Below are 15542 nucleotides of genomic sequence, written 5' to 3'. Positions count from 1 at the left end.
AGCGCTGGCGGCCAATTTGACTATGAACGACGAAACCCAAGGCTCCAACGCCGTGACCCCGTTTGAATGGATTGGGGGTGAGGCCCGCGTGCACGCCCTGACCGACCGCTTCTACGACCTGATGGACCTGGAGCCCGCCTACACCGAACTGCGCGCCGCCCACGGCCCCGAGCTGGACAGCGCCCGGCAAAAACTCTTCTGGTTCCTGTGCGGCTGGCTGGGCGGCCCGTCGTATTACACCGACCAGTTCGGCCACCCGCGCCTGCGTGCGCGGCACATGCCGTTTTCCATCGGCATCAAAGAACGTGACCAGTGGGTGGCCTGCATGGATCAGGCCATGGGCGAGACCGGCGTGCCCGACGACCTGCGCGCACGCCTGCGCGAGAGCTTCATGGGCACCGCTGACTGGATGCGCAACAAGGGCGTTTGAGCCCGCCCGGCAGGGCAGGGTGCCGCGCAGCGAACCCGCTGCGATGGGCTTGCGGGCGACACCCCCTTGCCGGCCTGTTTGCAGGGCGCGCGCCATATACCCACTACCCATGGGCCCATCGCCGGTTTTGCGGGGGTGACTTTGCACAATGGCCCGGTCATTGTTGACAGAGATCGCGCATTACCCATGAAGACTTCGACCCGTTCTATCGCTGCTGTGGCAGCCCTGGCCATGGCCGCATTGCTGGCCCCAACCCTTGCACAAGCCAAGCGCCTGGGCGGCGGCAAATCGGTGCAGCCTGCCCGCACCACCACGGCGGCGCCCGCAGCCACCCCTGCCGCGACCCCCGCAGCGACCAAAGCCACTGCACCTGCCGCAGCGCCCGCTGCAACCTCGGCAGCACCGACTGCGGCAACGCCTGCCGCCGCAGGGACTGCAGCACCTGCCGCTGCACCAGCAGCGGGCAGCGGCATGATGGGCACCATGGGTGCCGCTGCTGTCGGCGTTGTGGCAGGTGGCATGGCGGGCAGCGCCCTTGCCAACGCCACTGCGCCGTCTGAAAAAGAAAAGAAGGCCAAGGAAGCCGAGGCCGCTGAAAAAGAAGCGGCAGAGCTGCAGCGCAAGGCTGACGAAGCCAAGGCACGCGCCGAAGCCGCACGCAAAGCCAACAAGACCAAAGACGCCGAAGCAGCCGACAAGGAAGCTGCCGAGCTGCAACGCAAGGCAGCTGAAGCCAAAACCAAGGCCGAAGCGGCCAAGGTGGCTGTCAAGTAACAGGCCACAGGCCGCGCAGGGCGGGCCCGTTCATTGGCGAAGGAGCCCGCGGCCGGTGATGCGACGGGTTTGTACCAAGTCGCTCGCCGAGCCCTTTTTCCGTTCTCGCCAGTAATGACCAGGGCTTATTCCCCGCTCTCTGCCTTCAAGTTGCCCTCAAGTTGCTTTCAGGCGTGCTTTGACGCAGCTTTGGCGATGGTTCTGCGCCGGTCTCGCCTCCGGGCATTCTCGCGGCTCAGGCGGTGTGGGAGCCTTTGGCTCCGGTCGCAGCCTTTGTGCTGGCCGGGCACTGCCGCGCCTTCGCATCGCGGTAGGCCTGCAGAAATTCGTCCGACGCCACCTGATCGGCCAGCGCCCGCAGCATGGCTGCAGACTCGGGACCCAGCACCTGCTCCACACGGTGGTTCACCGCCGACCAGGCCAGCAGCGCCTGCTTGAGGCGCGTCTTTCCCTCGTCCGTCAACGTTGCGCGTTTGGTGCGCTTGTCCTGCGCATCGGGCTGCAGCGCAACCAGCCCATCGCGCACCAGGGGCCGCAGGGCGTGCGTCAGCGCCGAAATCTGAATCGCCTGCGCGCCAGCCAGCTCCAGCAGCGTGGGCCCCTGTGCGGTGTGCATGTTGGTGAGCTGGTCGATGGTGCCTGCCAGCGTGACCTGCGTGGCCTTGAGGTCCACGCACTCCGCCGCTTCGTCATACAGGTACGTCAGCCGCCGGGCGGCCCTGCGGATCGCAATGTTGGTGCACGGCAAATCGCCCGGCGCCTCACGTTCGTAGGCGCAAGGGTGTGCCGCCGGGCCTAGGTCGTTCATTGCGGGCGTCTTCATCCTGTCGATTGTCTAACACCCGCGCACGCCCATCCAAGCACACTTTGGTATTCACTTGAGTGCTCAATGGTTTTCGTGAATGCCTATAGTTGTGCACTCAACTCTGTTGCAACCTCCCGCCAGTGATGGACGCAGGCGGCCCTGCGCAACTTCGTTTCCCCAGTCCTTCCTCACCCGTTTACTGCAATGCACTCCTCACTCTTCAATCCCTTGCAATTGATCCGGCAGGCTTTATTCGTAAACCTTGCTCGGGCTGAGGTGTCGAAGCCCCTCGACGGGCTCAAGTTGAACGGCATCGGGACTCTGCAATAAACCGTGCCGGATCAAAAGTTGGCGCTCTCACGGTTCCTAACCGCATCCTGCTCGCGCCTTTGACCCGCGCACGCGCAGATGCGGGCCACATGCCCAACGCCCTCATGGCCGAGTACTACGCCCAGCGCGCCAGCGGTGGCCTGCTGATCACTGAGTGCACCATGGTGGCCCCCAACACCTCGGCCTTCATCGCCGAGCCGGGTATTTACTCGCCAGAGCAGGTGGCCGCCTGGAAGCAGGTCACCTCCGCCGTGCATGCCAAGGGCGGGCGCATCTACATGCAAATCTGGCACGCGGGCCGCGCTGCGCACCCGGCCATCAACGGCGGCACGCCCACCGTGTCGTCCACCGCAACCCCCATCGAGGGCGACATCCACACCCCAACTGGCAAAGTTCCGCATGTGCCCGCGCATGTGCTTACCGAGTCTGAAATCCCCGGCATCGTCGAAACCTTCGTGCAGGGCGCCAAAAACGCCATCGCCGCCGGCTTTGATGGCGTGGAAGTGCACGCAGCCAACGGCTACCTCATCGACCAGTTCCTGCGCGACGGCGTGAACGACCGCACCGACCGCTACGGCGGCCCGTTGGAGAACCGCGCGCGCTTCCTGTTTGAAGTGCTGACTGCCGTGACCGCCGCCATCGGCAGCGACCGCGTGGGCGTGCGCTTGTCGCCGCTGAACAGCTTCAACAGCATGAAAGACAGCGATCCCATCGCGTTAATCGGCTTCCTGGCCGAAAAGCTCAACGCCTTCAAGCTGGCCTATCTGCATGTGATGCGGGCCGATTTTCTGCAGGCGCAACATGGCGACGTGCTCTCGGTGGCGCGCGCCAAGTACCACGGCGTGCTGGTTGGCAACATGGGCTACACCGCAGAAGAAGCCGATCAGGCGATTGCCGGCGGCAAGCTCGATGCCGTGGCCTTTGGCACCAGCTTTTTGGCCAACCCCGATCTGCCAGAACGCATCCAGGCCGGTGCCGCGCTGAACGCGCCCAACCCCAACACGTTCTACTCGCCCGGCCCCGTGGGCTACACCGACTACCCCACGATGGCCGGTTGAGGAGGGCGTTGCCCTGCATTGCGCGCCTGCGGCTTGCGGGCGGCGGTGCCAATGCATTGCTTTGCAGGGCGGGCTTCAGGGCCCCCGCCTGGGGGGCGTAAACACCGCTCGGCTTGTCGTGCACCACGATGCCTGCAGGCCGTGCTCGCCAGCGTCAAGGCCAAAGCGCAGAGGGCTCAGGCTGCCTTAGCCGCGCCCCACAAAAGGCATCTTGGTCGCCATCACAGTGTGGAAAAGCACATTCGCCTCCAGCGGTAGGCTGGCCATGTAGCGCACCGATTCACCCACAATCGCCACGTCGATCAGCGGCTCCACCGCGATCTCGCCATTGGCCTGCGGCACGCCCTTGCCCATGCGCGAGGCCAGGTCCGTCAAAGCGTTGCCAATATCAATCTGCCCCACGGCAATGTTGTACTGCGGCCATCCAGGGCGCCGGTTTTGGTCAGCCCCATCACGGCATGCTTGTTGGCGGTATAAGCGATGGAATTGGGGTGCGGCGCGTGCGCCGAGATCGATCCGTTATTGATGATGCGCCCGCCCTGCGGCGACTGCGCACGCATCACGCGAAACGCTTGCTGCATGCAGAAAAACATGCCGTTGAGGTTGAAGTCCACCACCTCCCGCCACTGCTCGGCCGTCCACTCGGTGAACTCGCCAGGCGGGTTGCCCCGGCCCGCGTTGTTGAACAGCACATCGACGCGCCCCAACTGCTCAACCGTCTGGGCAAACAGCGCCTCCACCGCAGCCGCGTCGCATGGATGGGGCTCTGAGCGTGGACGATTCGGGCCGGGGCGACTGGCGCGACGTTTCCAGCCTGGAGGCCGCAGGGTTACGGGTGGCTGGGTACGTAGAGCAGGTTTACCGGGCGATGTGATCGCCAGAAACAACAAAGCCCCATTTCTGGGGCATTTTTGCGCTTGCCTCTACCTGTTTTGGTTTTGGCGGGTTTCATGGGGGGTAGCGATGGTGAATCACCTTGTAACCCGCATGAATGCTGGGCCTATGGCGGAGACTGTGAGATTCGAACTCACGGACGGTTGCCCGTCGGCAGTTTTCAAGACTGCTGGTTTAAACCACTCACCCAAGTCTCCGGATAGCCGCGTATTCTAGCCGCTCGCTGGCCTGTTTTTTGCAGAGTATGCCGTTAGCCGCATGGCCTTGGGTTGGAGCGCCGCTTTGGCGGAGTCTTGCGAGCGGGTCACCGCACGTTAGCCCAGTCGCAGACTCAACAACCCACCGCAGGGAGCGCCCGCCGGTGGTGGCGCCCATTACATTGGTGGTAGGCACAGCGTCTGGCTCTTGCGGGGCTGTGCGTTTTCTTATTTGTTGTTTGTTGAAGGAACCCGTTGCATGCGCCCAGTCATCGCCCAGCTCGAAGCATCCAAGATCCGCGAGATCGCCAACGCCGGCATGGGGCGCAAAGATGTGTTGGCCTTCTGGTTTGGTGAGAGTGATGAGGTCACGCCCAATGTGATTCGCAACGCGGCCATCGAGTCGCTGCAAAGTGGCGAAACCTTTTACGCGCAGAACTGTGGCCTGCCCGAGCTGCGCGAGGCGCTGGCGCAGTACACCCGGGAATCGCGCCCTTCGGCGGAGGTGGACGCCAACCGCATCGTCGTTACCTCGGGCGGGGTCAGCGCACTCATGCTGGCCGTGCAGGCGCTGGTGGATGCCGGGGATGAAGCCGTGATCATTACCCCCGTATGGCCCAACCTGGTGGCGCAACCCACCATCATGGGAGCGCAGGTGCGTTGCGTGCCACTGCGGCCGCAGGGCGGTGCCTGGGGGCTGGACTTGCCTGGGCTGCTCCAGACCATCACCGAGCGCACGCGGCTGCTGATCGTGAATGCGCCCAACAACCCCACGGGCTGGACGCTGACCCGCGAAGAGCAGCAGCAAATCCTGGCGCATTGCCGTCGCACGGGCACGTGGATTTTGGCGGACGAAGTGTACGAAAAGCTTTATTACGAGCCCACCCCCCACGGCTGCGCCCCCAGCTTTCTGGACATTGCCGAGCCTGAAGACCGCCTGCTGGTAGCGCACAGCTTTTCCAAGAGCTTTTTGATGACCGGCTGGCGCATGGGCTGGCTGGTGCTGCCGGCATCGCTGGCCGATGCTATGGGTAAGCTCATTGAGTTCAACACCTCGTGTGCCAGCGTGTTTACCCAGCGCGCGGCCCTGGCGGCGCTGGCCCACCGCAAAGAGATCACGCCTCGCATCGTGGCGCATTTCAAGCAGTGCCGCGACACGCTGGTGCCTTTGCTCGCGCAAGTGCCGGGCGTGCAGGTGGCCTCGGCGCGAGGCGGCATGTACGCCTTCTTCCGCATCGAGGGGTTCGATGATTCCATGGCGGTGGCCAAGCGGCTGGTGGCCGAGGCGGGAATTGGCCTGGCCCCCGGCGATGCGTTTGGCCCGGAAGGGCGGGGTTGGCTGCGCTGGTGCTTTGCCTCCAAGGACCCCACGCGGCTGGTGGAGGGTGTGCGGCGATTGAAGGAGTGGCTTGAAAAGCAGTGACTGGCGCTGATTTGTTGGCCCGCCCCTCCGGCGGCGCAAGGCCTTGCACATCGGCAGAGCATCGGGTGCGGCCCGCAGGGCTTGAATGACCACTGCGGGCGGCCGGCAGGTCGGCCGCGAAGGCGTGCGTTTCCGCCCTAGCCAACGCCCCAGCATTCACGCCGCCGCGCCGCCCGCCATGCCTGCCATGCACAGCGCGTGCAGGGTGGGCAGCGGTATCCACGCATAAAGGCCATTGGCGTCCGTCCACGGCGCCCAGGGTGTGATGTCGGCGTGCATCACGCTGTCGAGCAACACATGCGACCAGGTCCCGGCCAGCGCGCTGAGCAGCACGGTGCGGGGCTTCCACCGTTCGTCTTCAGCCAGCCATGGCGCGCGGTAGTGGGTGACCTCCTGATTCCATCGCTTTAACAGTGGGCGGCACGGCCAGGGCGCCAGCACTGCCGTGGCCAGCGCGATGGGCACCGCGCCCAAGTAGGTGTGCGTGGGCCCATGCAGCACGGCGGCGCCGCGCAGCATGCCCACCAGGGGCTCAATGTCCATCGCCACCTGGGCAATGCCGAAGGTGAGCACACTGAAGTGGCGCCCGGCCACGGCCTTGAGGGCCAGGCCAGCGCCCATGTGGAAAGGGGTGAAGGGCATGGGGTTGCAGGCTTTCAGTAGGGAGTACGGTGGTTCCGCAGCAGTGTGCCATTGCAGACCAAGGGTCGGCCGTCGGCGGATGGGGACGGGCCATTACCGCAGGCTGTCAACACTTGAGGTGTGTGGCGGTCGGCTCGCTATGTGCTGGCACGGGGGCATTCCTGCAGCGTATGCTCAGCCAACCGCCTGTGCAAATGGCACAGGATCTCGGGAGATGCTTTAAATTTCGCCGCTTGCTACCTGCCATGACCCACCACGTATTGCTTACAGGCTTTGAACCGTTCGACCAAGACCCGCTCAACCCCTCGTGGGAAGTGGCCCGCGCGCTGGACAGGTGGCAGCCTGCAGTTATGGGCCGTGCAGGTGATGCCTTCGAGGTGCGAGCGGCGCAGTTGCCCTGTGTCTTTGGCGATGCTGTGGTGCGTCTGCAGGCGGCCATCGCGCAGTGGCAGCCCGTGCTGGTGATTTGCCTGGGCCTGGCGGGCGGGCGCAGCGAGATCACACCCGAGCGGGTGGCCATCAATGTGGACGATGCGCGCATCCCAGACAACGCGGGCCGCCAGCCTGTGGACACGGCGGTGCAGTTGCAAGGGCCTACGGCCTACTTTTCAACGCTGCCCATCAAAGCCATGGTGCGCAATCTGCGTACCGAGGGCATTCCGGCGTCTGTGTCCAACACGGCGGGCACCTTTGTGTGCAACCACGTTTTTTATGCGCTGATGCACCATTTGGCACAGGCCACCACGAAGGATGGCCGCCCGCAGGCCCGCGAGGCGCGTGGAGGATTCATCCATGTGCCTGCGCTGCCCGAGCTGGCTGCGCGCCACCCGGGTATGCCAAGCATGGCTTTGGCCACGCAGGTGCGCGGGTTGCAGGTGGCCATAGAAACAGCATTGTCCGTGGCAGACGATGTGCGCGAAGTGGGCGGCGCTTTGCACTGAAAGCCTGCCCGCGCCCCGCGCCTTTGAACAGGTTCTGAGCCAAAAGCAGCGCGCTGGTGGCGTGTGGCTACTTGGGCTGACCGCCGTCTGAAATGCGCCGTGCATACACGGCCAGCACGATGCGTTCGGAGTGCACCAAGTAGTCGTTGAGTGCGGCGGCGGCTTCGGCCAATTTGCCCGCTTCAAACAGCTCCAGGATCTTGACGTTCATCTCCACATACGGGGCGTGGAGGAACTCGGGGTCGTTGAGCAGGCCAAATGCCAGGCGCAATTCGGCCAGCAGATGGGCGAACATGGTGTTCAGCCGCTCGCTGTCGGCCAGCTCCACGATGGCCATGTGGAACTCCATGTTGGCGGTGCCCACGCCTTGCCAGTCGGCGTTGTCGCGGCATGTTTGCCCGGCCTCTACGGCGCGGCGCATGTGCTGGATGGCGGGGTTGCGGGGGTAGGCCTGGGCCATCGCCTGACACTCTATGAGTCGGCGCACCCGGTAGATGTCAATGATGGAGGCGATGCTGGGCACGGCGACCGACACGCCCCGGTTGGGCTCATGGCGCAGCAAACCCTCTTTGGTCAGCAGCCTGAATACTTCGCGCAGCGTGTTGCGCGAGATCTGCAAGTGCTCGCTGAGTGCGGCCTCCGACAGCCGCTGGCCGGGCGCGAATTCCCCATGCACGATTTTTTGGCGCATCTGCTCGGCAATGCGGTCAGAGAGATTGAGCAGGGTGTCAGACGGGCTGGGCATGGGGCGATCGAAGGGGCGTGCGGTCATCCGAGTGTATCTGCGGCGCCTGCTGCAAACGCGCGCCGCGCGGCTCGCTCTCTGGCGGGGCGGGTGGTGGGTGTGGCAAGGGCTGGCACATCTGTGCACGACATGGGTGCAACAGTGCACCTTGCAGGCGCTTAGATAGGGTAACTACTGATCACAGGTGGTGCATATATTGTTCAACAATATAAGATCAATGCAATGACAAATGATTTGGTGCCAAAGAACGTTGGTATGCATTTTGCATTGCCAAGTTGTCTTTATTCATCCATTATTTGATGCATTGGCTTGAACGTATGGCCCTTTCTGCGCTGGCGCGTAAGGGTTGCACGGACGGACCCACCATCGGTTTCTGTGAGTTTTTTAAGGAGTCATTTCATGAAACGCAGCCTTTTGTCGCTCGCCCTGGTTGTGGCCGGAGCCGCTCATGCCCAGGTGAAGTGGGATTTGCCCACCGGTTATGCCGCCAACACCTTCCAGACCCAGAACAACCAGCAGTTCGCCAAAGAGGTCGATGAGCTGACGGGCGGCAAGCTCAAGATCACCTTGCACCCCGGTGGCTCGCTCTACAAGGCCAACGAAATCAAGCGTGCGGTGCAGACGGGCCAAGTGCCTTCGGCCGAGTTCATCCTGTCGGGCGCTGCCAACGAAAACGCGTTGTACGGCGTGGACTCTGTCCCGTTCCTGGCCACTTCGTACGCTGAAGCGTGGCGTCTGTACCAGGCCGCCAGGCCAGCGCAAGAAAAGCTGCTCGCTTCGCAAGGCATGAAGCTTCTGTTCAGCGTGCCGTGGCCCGGCCAGTCGCTGTACTCCAACAAGCCCATCCAGGCACCGTCGGACTTTGCCGGAACCAAGATGCGCGCCTACAACCCCGCATCGACGCGCATTGCGCAGTTGCTCAAGGCGCAGCCTGTGACGATTCAGTTGTCCGAGCTGGGACAGGCCTTGGCGACCAACACGGTCAACAACTTCCTCACCTCGTCGGCCAGCGGCGTGGAAAGCAAGCTGTACGAACAGGTCAAGTACTTCTACACCGTGAACGCCTGGCTGCCGCGCAATGCCACGGTGGTGAACCAAAAAGCCTTTGACGCGCTCGACAAGCCCACGCAGGAGGCCGTGATGAAGGCTGCCGCTGCCGCTGAAAAGCGTGGCTGGGAAACCAGCGAACGCCTGGACAAGGAGTACCTGAAGGAACTCGCCGCCAAGGGCATGGTGATTGCCGAGCCGTCTGCGGCGCTGAAGGCCGAATTCGCCAAGATCGGCGACACCATGACCGAAGAATGGATCAAGAACGCGGGCGCCGATGGCAAAGCCATCGTGGACGCTTACCGCAAGCGCTGATCGGCTTGACCGAACCGGGGCGCCACAGGCCCCCGGCGAGACCCGCGTCGGTGCGTTGTCCGCGATGCAGGGCCGGGTTCCTCTTTCTTTTCACCTCATTCACGCACTGCGTACGCCTGGAGTCCGCCATGGGTCAGCTCGTCCGTCATTTGTATCGCCTGCTCATCGGACTCGCTTGCGTGTCCATGGTGGCCGCCTTTGTCATTGTGTTGCTGGGCATCTTGGCCCGGCAGGTGACGTTCATTGATATCCAGGGGCTGGATGCCTACGCAGGCTATGCCATCGCTGCCACCCTGTTTTTTGCATTGCCCACGGCGCTGCTGCATGGAGATCACATCCGCGTGACTCTGGTCCTGGATCGCCTGGGTGCCAAAGCGCGGGCCGTCTTTGAATGGGGCGCGCTGATTGCCGCCCTGCTGCTGTCGGGCTATCTGGCCTGGTATGCCGTGCGTGCCGTGTGGCTGTCATACATCACGCACGACGTCTCTCCATCGGCCGACGCCACGCCGCTGTGGATTCCGCAGCTGTGCATGGCCATTGGTTGTGTGGCGTTTGCGCTGGCGTTTCTGGATGCGATCGTGGCGCGGCTGCGGGGTCGTGAGTGGTTCATTGCGGGCCCCGGCTCGGTGGCTGAGTAAACAAGGAGAACATCATGGACATGATGGCTGCCGTGGTATTGATCGTGGCCCTGTTTGCCGTGCTCGGCGCAGGCATGTGGATTGGCCTGGGCCTGCTGGCCGTGGGCCTGATAGGAATGGAGCTGTTCACCAGCCGGCCGGTGGGCGACAGCATGATGCTGACCATCTGGGGTGCCAGCTCTGCGTGGACGCTGACAGCCTTGCCGCTGTTTTTGTGGATGGGCGAAATCCTGTTTCGAAGCAAGCTGTCGGACAGCATGTTCCGGGGCCTGGCGCCGTGGATGGACAAGCTGCCTGGGCGGCTGCTGCACACCAACGTGGTGGGTTGCACCATTTTTGCCGCCATCTCCGGCTCGTCGGCGGCCACCTGCGCCACGATCGGCAAGATGACCTTGCCTGAGCTGCAAAAGCGCGGTTATCCCGACGCGATGGCCGTGGGCACATTGGCTGGTGCGGCCACGCTGGGGCTGCTCATTCCTCCGTCGATCATCATGATCGTGTACGGCGTGGCGGCCAACGTTTCGATTGCCAAGCTGTTTCTGGCGGGCGTGTTTCCTGGGCTGATGCTGGCGGGGCTCTTCATGGGTTACATCGCCATCTGGGCACTGTTCCATCGCGACCAGGTGCCTGCGTCGGACATGTCCATGACCTTCATGCAGAAGATCTATGAGTCCCGCCACCTGATCCCTGCCGTGATCCTGATCGGTCTGGTCCTGGGCGGTATCTACAGCGGCATTGCTACGGCCACCGAGGCAGCCGCTCTGGGCGTGGCCGGTGCACTGGGGCTGGCTGCGTGGGAAGGATCGCTGAGCTGGCAAAAGTTCAAGGAAGGCCTGATCAGCGCTTGCCGCGTGTACTGCATGATCGGTCTGATCCTTGCCGGGGCGGCCTTCCTCACGCTGGCCATGGGCTTCATCGGCCTGCCGCGCCACCTTGCCGAGTGGATTGGCTCGCTGCACCTCTCGCCGTTTGCGCTGCTGATGATGCTGACAGTCTTCTTCATCGTGCTGGGCTGCTTCCTGGACGGCATCTCGATGGTGGTGCTCACGATCGCCGTGCTGCTGCCCACCGTGGAAGCCGCAGGGTATGACCTGATCTGGTTTGGCATTTTCATCGTGCTGGTGGTGGAGATGGCGCAGATCACGCCGCCCGTGGGATTGAACCTCTTTGTGATCCAGGGGCTGACCAAGCGCGATATTGGATGGATTGCGCGCGCCGCAGCGCCGATGTTCTTTGTGCTGATGGCTGCGGTATTGATGCTGTACGCAGTGCCTGAAATTGTGCTGTGGCTGCCATCGCGCATGTGAACCTGCCTGAATTGCCACAGTGAACGAGGAGTGCCTGCTCTGTGTCGGCACGTCATCGGTTTGACCCAACCCCGAGATGTTCCATGGACCGTCTTCCGTCTTTGGAATCGTCGGCCTGCGCCGGCCTGCGTCGGTGGCCATGCCTAACACCCTGGCGCGCAATGCGACGGTAGAGGCCGCGCGTGCAGGCGAACAAGGCGGGGGGTTGCCGTGGTGGCCGGGGAGGTGCGCAGCCTGGCCGGCCGCGCGGGCGCCACGACGTCTGAGGCGGTGGACAGCGTGGCGCAGATCCTCTCGGGCCTGAGCCTTGCCAGCCTTGGGCAGAGCGATGACATCGCCCGGGCCAGCCGCGCGGTGACGGCGCTGGATGAAGTCACCCGGCAAAATGCGGCTTGGGCGGAGAAGGGCACTGCCGCGGCCCAAAGCTTGCAAGACCAGGCCATGCCGCTGAACATGGCCATGGGGGGCTCCCGCTGGGGGGCTGGGGTTGGTGAAATTTTGTGGGGTGATTTAACTTATATTGTTGAACAATAAATGTTTTATTGATTGACAATGATGGCTTTGCTGGGATGATTCATCCCCACGCTCCACCGGCATGTAGGCCGGGGCGTCAAGACAACAGGCCTGAGACAGAAGGCCTGAGACAGAAGGCTTGAGACAAGCAGAAGGAAAACAGCCAATGACGACGATGGACTTGAACAGCGACCTGGGCGAGAGTTTTGGCGCCTGGCGCATGGGCGATGACGAGGCGATCCTGCGCGTGGTCACCAGCGCCAACGTGGCCTGTGGCTTTCATGCGGGCGACCCTGCGGGCATTCTGGCCACATTGCGTGGCGCAGTGGCGCAGGGCGTGACGGTAGGGGCCCACGTGTCTTACCCCGACCTGGTTGGCTTTGGCCGCCGCAACATGGATGTGACCAGCGCCGAGCTGCAGGCCGACGTGATGTACCAGATTGGCGCGCTGCAAGGGCTGGCCACGGCCGCTGGCACGCGGGTGCGCTACGTCAAGCCGCACGGCGCGCTCTACAACACCATCGCCCACGACGAGCGCCAGGCCAAAGCCGTCATCGCCGCCGTGCGGGCGGTGGATCCCACGCTGGTGCTGGTCGCCTTGGCCGGTGCCCCGGTGGTGCAGTGGGCCCGCGACGCTGGCCTGACAGTGGTGGGAGAGGCCTTCGCCGACCGTGCGTACACGCCCGAAGGCACGCTGGTGTCGCGCCGTGAAAAAGGGGCCGTGTTGCACGATGCCACGCTGGTAGCCCAGCGCATGCTGCGCCTGGTGCGTGAGGGCGTGGTCGAAGCCATCGACGGCAGCCTGGCGCGTGTCGATGCCCAGTCCATCTGTGTGCACGGCGACAGCGCCAGTGCGGTGGAGATGGCGCAAGCCGTGCGCGCCGCCCTGGAGCAAGACGGCGTGGTGCTGCGCTCCTTTGTAGACCCTGCATGAAACCCTTGGCCTGATCACTCACAGGATTTCCAATGCCAACCACCTACCAAAACCCATCCCTGCAAGCCGCCCTGCGCCAGGCCCGCGCTGCCCGGCAGGCCTACCGTGAAGGCAAGGTTGAGCCCACAGCCGGCATTGCCCCCGGCATGACGCAGGCCAACATGATTGCGCTGCCGCGCGAATGGGCCTGGGACTTTCTGCTCTATGCCCAGCGCAACCCCAAGCCCTGCCCGGTGCTTGACGTGATCGAAGCGGGCGACCACCGCACGCTGCTGGCCGAAGGTGCCGACGTGCGCACGGACATTCCGCTGTACCGCGTCTGGCGCGACGGCCAGCTGGTGGAGGAGGTGAGTGACGCCCGGCCGCTGTGGCAAGAGCACCCCGATCTGGTCACCTTCCTCATCGGTTGCAGCTTCACCTTCGAGACGCCCTTGCAAGAATCTGGCATCGAGGTGCGCCATATCGAGCAGGGGTGCAACGTGCCGATGTACCGCACCAACCGCGCCTGCCGCCCGGCCGGGCGGCTGCATGGCGACATGGTGGTGTCGATGCGGCCCATTCCGGCACACCGCGTGGCAGACGCGGTGTCGATCTCCGGGCGCTTCCCGTCGGTGCATGGTGCGCCAGTGCATGTGGGCGACCCCGCAGCGCTGGGCATTGCAGACCTGCAGCGCCCCGACTTTGGCGACCCGGTGCGCATCGAGCCCGGCGAGGTGCCCGTGTTCTGGGCCTGTGGCGTCACACCCCAGGCCGCCGTGATGGCATCGCGCGTGCCTTTTGCGGTGACCCACGCGCCAGGGCACATGTTTGTCTCGGACGTGCCCGACAGCGCCTACCACGTGTAAGCGCCAACGCTCAACGTCCAACGCCCCTCTGCAATCTGGAGACACTGTTTTGCGCTTCTTGCCTGTGACCCACAACGCGCTGCTGGTAGAGCTGGCCGATCTGGACCAGACCCTGGCTTTGCTCGCGTCGCTACAGCGGCATCCTCCCCACGGCGTGGAGGAGCTGGTCCCCGCTGCGCGGACCATTCTGGTGGAGTACCGCGCCTCGGCCACCCGGGCCGAAACCTTGGTGCAGGACATAGCTGCGCGCAGCCTGACGCAGGGCGCCGAGCGCAGCGACACGCTGATCGAAATCCCCGTGCATTACAACGGCGAAGACCTGGCCGAGGTGGCGCAGATTCTGGGCATCACCGCCGATGAAGTGGTGCAGCGCCACACGGGCAGCGAGTACACCGTGGCTTTCACCGGCTTTGCGCCCGGCTTTGCGTACCTGAGCGGCGGCCACCCCAGCCTGAACGTGCCACGCCGCAGCACCCCGCGCACGCGCCTGCCCGCAGGCTCTGTGGGGTTGGCGGGCACCTTCAGCGGCGTGTACCCGCAGGCCAGCCCCGGTGGCTGGCAAATCATCGGCACCACCCCCGTGGCCATGTGGGACATCACTCGCGCGCAACCTGCCTTGCTACAGCCCGGCTACCGCGTGCGCTTTGTGGATATTGCTACTAAAAACATAGCTGCTAGCGCTGATGCAGAAAGCGCTGTAGGCCAAAAAGACCCCAAACCCTCTGGCCGCACGCAGCACCACTTGGCCGCCGGGCAAACCGCGCTGCAGGTGCGCGCCACGGGCCTGCTCACGGTCTTCCAGGATCTGGGCCGCCATGGCCAGGCCGGGCAGGGCGTTTCGGCGTCGGGGGCCATGGACCAGGCGGCCCTCAAGGCCGCCAACCGCCTCGTGGGCAATGCCAGCCACCTGGCCGCGCTGGAGACCGTGGGCGGCGGCCTGCAACTGCGCAGCGTGGGCGATAACGTGGTGGCCGTCACCGGGGCCGATGCCGTGCTGACACTGACCACGGCCGACGGCCAGCGCTGGCCTGTGCCGCGTTACGAACCTGTGGCCCTGGCTGATGGCGACACGCTGGCCGTGGGCCAACCCACCGCAGGCGCCCGCTGCTACCTGGCCGTGCGCGGCGGCTTTGCCGAAGCGCCCGTGATGGGCAGCTGCGCCACCGACACCCTGGCCCATGTCGGCCCCGCGCCCGTGGCCGTGGGCGACTGGCTGGCCGTGCGGCCCGCGCCTGCCACCAGCGTGGTAGCCGCCCCCGAGCTGCCGCCTGCTGATTTGCCCACTCTCGAACACGAAGTGGTGCTGGACGTGGTGATGGGCCCGCGCACCGACTGGTTCACGCCCGAGGCCATCGCCCGCTTTGCCGCGCAGCGCTGGCAGGTCACGCCCCAGTCCAACCGCGTGGGCCTGCGCCTGGCGGGCGAGATGCCCCTGGACCGTGCCATCACCGGCGAACTGCCCAGCGAAGGCACGGCCCTGGGTGCCCTGCAGGTGCCGCCCAGCGGCCAGCCCGTGCTGTTTCTGGCCGACCACCCGCTCACGGGCGGCTACCCGGTCATCGGCTGCGTGGCGCCGTACCACCTTGACCGTGCGGGGCAGATCCCCGTGGGGGCGTGGTTGCGGTTCAACCCGATTCAGCCGTTTGCGGAGTTGGTGCCGGAAAGCGGCGCGTCCACTTCCTGACAAATCTTTGGAAAGTTTCT

15 protein-coding genes, 1 tRNA gene and 1 pseudogene are annotated in these 15542 nt (G+C 64.5%); 12 read left to right on the top strand and 5 right to left on the bottom strand.

Going from position 1 to position 15542, the window contains the following annotated elements:
- The first annotated feature begins 22 nt into the window (after positions 1 to 22).
- Both PQV96_RS14055 and PQV96_RS14050 read left to right on the top strand, forming a co-directional pair.
- Positions 23 to 430, top strand: coding sequence for a group II truncated hemoglobin (locus PQV96_RS14055; protein WP_207373967.1), 408 nt, complete (start codon positions 23 to 25; stop codon positions 428 to 430).
- Positions 431 to 616: 186 nt separating this feature from the next.
- Positions 617 to 1204 (top strand): ABC transporter substrate-binding protein, encoded by a 588-nt coding sequence (locus tag PQV96_RS14050; protein ID WP_337930731.1) that lies wholly within the window; start codon positions 617 to 619, stop codon positions 1202 to 1204.
- Between the two features lie 235 nt (positions 1205 to 1439).
- Here the strand turns inward: PQV96_RS14050 and PQV96_RS14045 are convergent, their stop codons facing one another.
- Positions 1440 to 2027 (bottom strand): MarR family winged helix-turn-helix transcriptional regulator, encoded by a 588-nt coding sequence (locus tag PQV96_RS14045; protein ID WP_207373968.1) that lies wholly within the window; start codon positions 2025 to 2027, stop codon positions 1440 to 1442.
- A 308-nt stretch (positions 2028 to 2335) separates the two neighbouring features.
- Between PQV96_RS14045 and PQV96_RS14040 the strand changes: the two genes are divergently transcribed.
- Positions 2336 to 3397, top strand: a complete 1062-nt coding sequence (locus tag PQV96_RS14040) for an alkene reductase (protein WP_207375630.1) — start codon at positions 2336 to 2338, stop codon at positions 3395 to 3397.
- Between the two features lie 186 nt (positions 3398 to 3583).
- On the opposite strand, the pseudogene PQV96_RS14035 reads toward PQV96_RS14040, so the two are convergent.
- Positions 3584 to 4149, bottom strand: a pseudogene (locus PQV96_RS14035) (SDR family oxidoreductase); the annotation flags it as partial.
- Positions 4150 to 4400: 251 nt separating this feature from the next.
- Positions 4401 to 4488: transfer RNA gene (locus PQV96_RS14030), tRNA-Ser, on the bottom strand.
- A gap of 259 nt (positions 4489 to 4747) precedes the next feature.
- On the opposite strand from PQV96_RS14030, the gene PQV96_RS14025 reads away from it, so the two are divergent.
- Positions 4748 to 5911, top strand: a complete 1164-nt coding sequence (locus tag PQV96_RS14025; RefSeq protein WP_273623247.1) for a pyridoxal phosphate-dependent aminotransferase — start codon at positions 4748 to 4750, stop codon at positions 5909 to 5911.
- 156 nt (positions 5912 to 6067) lie between these two features.
- Here the strand turns inward: PQV96_RS14025 and PQV96_RS14020 are convergent, their stop codons facing one another.
- Positions 6068 to 6553, bottom strand: a complete 486-nt coding sequence (locus tag PQV96_RS14020; protein ID WP_207374961.1) for a DUF4184 family protein — start codon at positions 6551 to 6553, stop codon at positions 6068 to 6070.
- Between the two features lie 245 nt (positions 6554 to 6798).
- Here PQV96_RS14020 and pcp point away from each other — a divergent pair, with 245 nt between their 5' ends.
- Complete coding sequence (gene pcp / locus PQV96_RS14015) at positions 6799 to 7494, top strand: pyroglutamyl-peptidase I (protein WP_066697479.1); 696 nt, start codon at positions 6799 to 6801, stop codon at positions 7492 to 7494.
- A gap of 67 nt (positions 7495 to 7561) precedes the next feature.
- Here pcp and PQV96_RS14010 read toward each other — a convergent pair whose 3' ends face one another.
- Positions 7562 to 8266: a GntR family transcriptional regulator gene (locus PQV96_RS14010; protein ID WP_409859334.1), complete on the bottom strand. Its 705-nt coding sequence runs from the start codon at positions 8264 to 8266 to the stop codon at positions 7562 to 7564.
- A gap of 372 nt (positions 8267 to 8638) precedes the next feature.
- Here PQV96_RS14010 and PQV96_RS14005 point away from each other — a divergent pair, with 372 nt between their 5' ends.
- The 7 genes from PQV96_RS14005 to pxpB all read left to right on the top strand — a co-directional run bounded on the left by PQV96_RS14005 (position 8639) and on the right by pxpB (position 15522).
- Positions 8639 to 9601: a TRAP transporter substrate-binding protein gene (locus PQV96_RS14005; RefSeq protein WP_066782942.1), complete on the top strand. Its 963-nt coding sequence runs from the start codon at positions 8639 to 8641 to the stop codon at positions 9599 to 9601.
- Between the two features lie 128 nt (positions 9602 to 9729).
- Positions 9730 to 10239, top strand: coding sequence for a TRAP transporter small permease (locus tag PQV96_RS14000; protein WP_207374962.1), 510 nt, complete (start codon positions 9730 to 9732; stop codon positions 10237 to 10239).
- A 14-nt stretch (positions 10240 to 10253) separates the two neighbouring features.
- The gene (locus PQV96_RS13995) at positions 10254 to 11546 is read left to right on the top strand and encodes a TRAP transporter large permease (RefSeq protein WP_207374963.1); all 1293 of its coding nucleotides are present in this window, start codon (positions 10254 to 10256) and stop codon (positions 11544 to 11546) included.
- Between the two features lie 279 nt (positions 11547 to 11825).
- Positions 11826 to 12080, top strand: a complete 255-nt coding sequence (locus tag PQV96_RS13990; protein WP_207374964.1) for a hypothetical protein — start codon at positions 11826 to 11828, stop codon at positions 12078 to 12080.
- Between the two features lie 145 nt (positions 12081 to 12225).
- Positions 12226 to 12993: a LamB/YcsF family protein gene (locus PQV96_RS13985; protein ID WP_207374965.1), complete on the top strand. Its 768-nt coding sequence runs from the start codon at positions 12226 to 12228 to the stop codon at positions 12991 to 12993.
- A 32-nt stretch (positions 12994 to 13025) separates the two neighbouring features.
- Complete coding sequence (locus PQV96_RS13980) at positions 13026 to 13838, top strand: putative hydro-lyase (RefSeq protein ID WP_273623244.1); 813 nt, start codon at positions 13026 to 13028, stop codon at positions 13836 to 13838.
- Between the two features lie 49 nt (positions 13839 to 13887).
- Positions 13888 to 15522 (top strand): 5-oxoprolinase subunit PxpB, encoded by a 1635-nt coding sequence (pxpB, locus tag PQV96_RS13975; protein WP_207374966.1) that lies wholly within the window; start codon positions 13888 to 13890, stop codon positions 15520 to 15522.
- Positions 15523 to 15542: the final 20 nt, after the last annotated feature.

This window comes from Acidovorax temperans (genome assembly GCF_028596105.1).
GTDB lineage: Bacteria > Pseudomonadota > Gammaproteobacteria > Burkholderiales > Burkholderiaceae_C > Acidovorax > Acidovorax temperans.
Note: the sequence above shows the minus strand (reverse complement) of the source record. Positions and strands in the feature narration are given on the sequence as shown.